This window comes from Dietzia sp. HMSC21D01, from assembly GCF_001815995.1.
Lineage (GTDB): Bacteria > Actinomycetota > Actinomycetes > Mycobacteriales > Mycobacteriaceae > Dietzia > Dietzia cinnamea.
In genome coordinates, this window is record NZ_KV823910.1 from 1 (window position 1) to 2,480 (window position 2,480).

The window sequence follows — 2,480 nt, forward strand, 5'->3', positions numbered from 1 at the left end:
GCGCTCGAGCGGGAGCTGCGCGACAAGGGCGTGGCCGAGGGCCACATCGCCCACGCGGTGGCCGACATCGACGACGCCGACGAGCGACGGCAGGCCGCGGAACTGGTGCGCGCACGGCTCGCCAGACGCCCGGACGCCGCACGCTCCGGGCCCGAGGCACAGGGGGAGCGACGCCGGCTCGTCGCGTTCCTCGCCCGGCGGGGTTATCCCACGGGGTTGGCGATGTCGGTCGTGGACGCCGAATTGGCGGCCCACGCCTCGCCCTGAGTACCCTGGCCTGCGTGGATTCTCTCGTGACCGACCTGCATCCGGCGGCGCAGGACGCCCCCGCCGAGGGCGTGGACCGCCGCACCTACCAGGTGCGCACCTTCGGATGCCAGATGAACGTCCATGACTCCGAGCGCCTCTCCGGGGTGCTCGACGCCGCCGGCTATGTGCCCTTCGAGGGCGACGCCGATCCGGCGTCCGGCGCCCTGCCGGATCTCGTCGTGTTCAACACCTGCGCGGTTCGTGAGAACGCCGACAACCGGCTCTACGGCACCCTCGGCCACCTGCGGCCGTGGAAGGACGCCAACCCCCGGCTGCAGATCGCCGTCGGCGGATGCCTGGCGCAGAAGGACAAGGACGCCGTCGTATCCCGCGCGCCGTGGGTAGACGTCGTGTTCGGCACCCACAACCTCGGGCACCTGCCGACCCTCCTGGACCGCTCGCGGCACAACGAACGGGCCGAGGTGGAGATCGCCGACTCCCTGCAGCACTTCCCGTCGACCCTGCCCGCGACCCGTGACTCCGCCTACGCCGGCTGGGTCTCCGTCTCCGTCGGCTGTAACAACACCTGCACCTTCTGCATCGTGCCGTCCCTCCGCGGCAAGGAGGTGGACCGCCGCCCCGGCGAGGTCCTCGCGGAGATGCAGGCCCTCGCCGACGAGGGAGTGCTCGAGGTGACGCTACTCGGCCAGAACGTCAACGCCTATGGGCGGTCCTTCCACGATCCCGACGAGCCCTCCGACAAGGGAGCCTTCGCCAAACTCCTGCGCGCGGCCGGTCGGATCGAGGGCATCGAGCGGATCCGGTTCACCTCGCCCCACCCCGCCGAGTTCACCGACGACGTCATCGAGGCCATGGCGTCCACCCCGACCGTCTGCCCACAACTCCACATGCCGCTGCAGTCCGGATCCGACCGCATCCTGCGCGCGATGCGTCGCTCCTACCGGTCCGAGCGGTTCCTCGGCATCATCGACCGCGTCCGCGCGGCCATGCCGCACGCCGCCATCACCACCGACATCATCGTCGGCTTCCCCGGTGAGACCGAGGAGGATTTCCAGGCGACCCTCGACGTGGTCGAAAAGGCCCGCTTCTCCAGCGCCTTCACCTTCCAGTACTCACCCCGGCCCGGCACCCCGGCGGCCACGATGGAGGACCAGATCCCCAAGGCCGTCGTCCAGGAGCGGTACGAGCGGCTCATCGCGCTCCAGGAGAGGATCACCCTGGAGGAGAACCGGGCACAGGTCGGGCGCGTCGTCGAACTCCTCGTCACCGCAGACGAGGGCCGCAAGGACGCCGCCACCGCCCGCATGACTGGCCGCGCCCGCGACGGTCGCCTCGTGCACTTCGCGCCCGTCGGCGACGCCGCCGACCGGGTACGCCCCGGAGACGTCATCACCACCCGCGTCACCGCCGCAGCGCCGCACCACCTGCTCGCCGACGACGGCGTCCTCAGCTACCGCGCCACCCGCGCCGGAGACCGCCACGAGGAGGGCCTCAAGCCCGAGACCCCGCCCATCGGCGTCGGCCTCGGGCTCCCCACCCTCCGCCGCGAGACGGCCCCCGCCGCCACCATCGAGAAGGGATGCCCCACGTGAGCACCGACGACGACCGACCCGACCCGATCGCGGGGATCATGGAGGTCACCCGCAACGCGGAATCGGAACTGCGCTCGAAGGACCGCATCCTCGGACGCACGCTCGTGATCGGCCGGGCCTACCTCGCCTCGGCCGTCCTCATCGTGCTGCTCGCCGCAGCGCTCGCGCTCCCGCACAGCGACGGCGTCCGCGGATTCGACGTCCTGTTCTTCACCGACGTGGCCCGCGAGCAGTACACGTCGCTACCGTCCCATCTGTTCGTCCTCCTGTACTCGGTGGGCACCATCGTCTTCGGCGCCGTAATGATCCTGACGCAGAAGTGGTGGGCCGCCGGCATCGCGTGGAGCACGGCCTGTGTGGCCGCCGTGTACGGCGTGCTGGCGATCTGGCTGCGCCAGTCCGGCCGCGGGCCCAACGCGGACTTCCAGGACTTCGGCGGGCCGGGCTTCGGCCTCTACCTCAGCGAACTGCTCGTGCTGGCGCTGGTCGCCACCCTCGCCGCGGTGCTGTGGTCGCGGACTCCCGAGCAGCGACAGCTGGAAGAGGACGCGCGGCACGGCGACGGGGCCTGACCCCGCGTACCCAGAAGCGTTCGAGCCCGGCCGGGCCTCACCGGCC

The 2,480-nt window shown here is 71.4% G+C and carries 2 protein-coding genes and 1 pseudogene; all 3 read left to right on the top strand.

What is annotated here, in order from left to right; translation table 11 throughout:
* A pseudogene (locus HMPREF3086_RS08715) lies at positions 1-267 on the top strand (regulatory protein RecX); the annotation flags it as partial.
* A 26-nt stretch (positions 268-293) separates the two neighbouring features.
* Positions 294-1,862 carry a tRNA (N6-isopentenyl adenosine(37)-C2)-methylthiotransferase MiaB gene (gene miaB, locus HMPREF3086_RS08720; RefSeq protein WP_141764034.1) on the top strand — a complete coding sequence of 523 codons (1,569 nt, stop codon included), beginning with the start codon at positions 294-296 and terminating at the stop codon, positions 1,860-1,862.
* On the top strand, positions 1,850-2,434 hold the full coding sequence (locus HMPREF3086_RS08725) for an Rv2732c family membrane protein (RefSeq protein WP_070721383.1): 585 nt from the start codon (positions 1,850-1,852) through the stop codon (positions 2,432-2,434). The genes miaB and HMPREF3086_RS08725 overlap by 13 nt, the downstream gene beginning before the upstream one ends.
* Positions 2,435-2,480: the final 46 nt, after the last annotated feature.

Bases quoted from the DNA above. Each gene is read 5' to 3' on its own strand.
- HMPREF3086_RS08725 (WP_070721383.1), top strand. From the start codon at position 1,850: ATGCCCCACGTGAGCACCGACGACGACCGACCCGACCCGATCGCGGGG.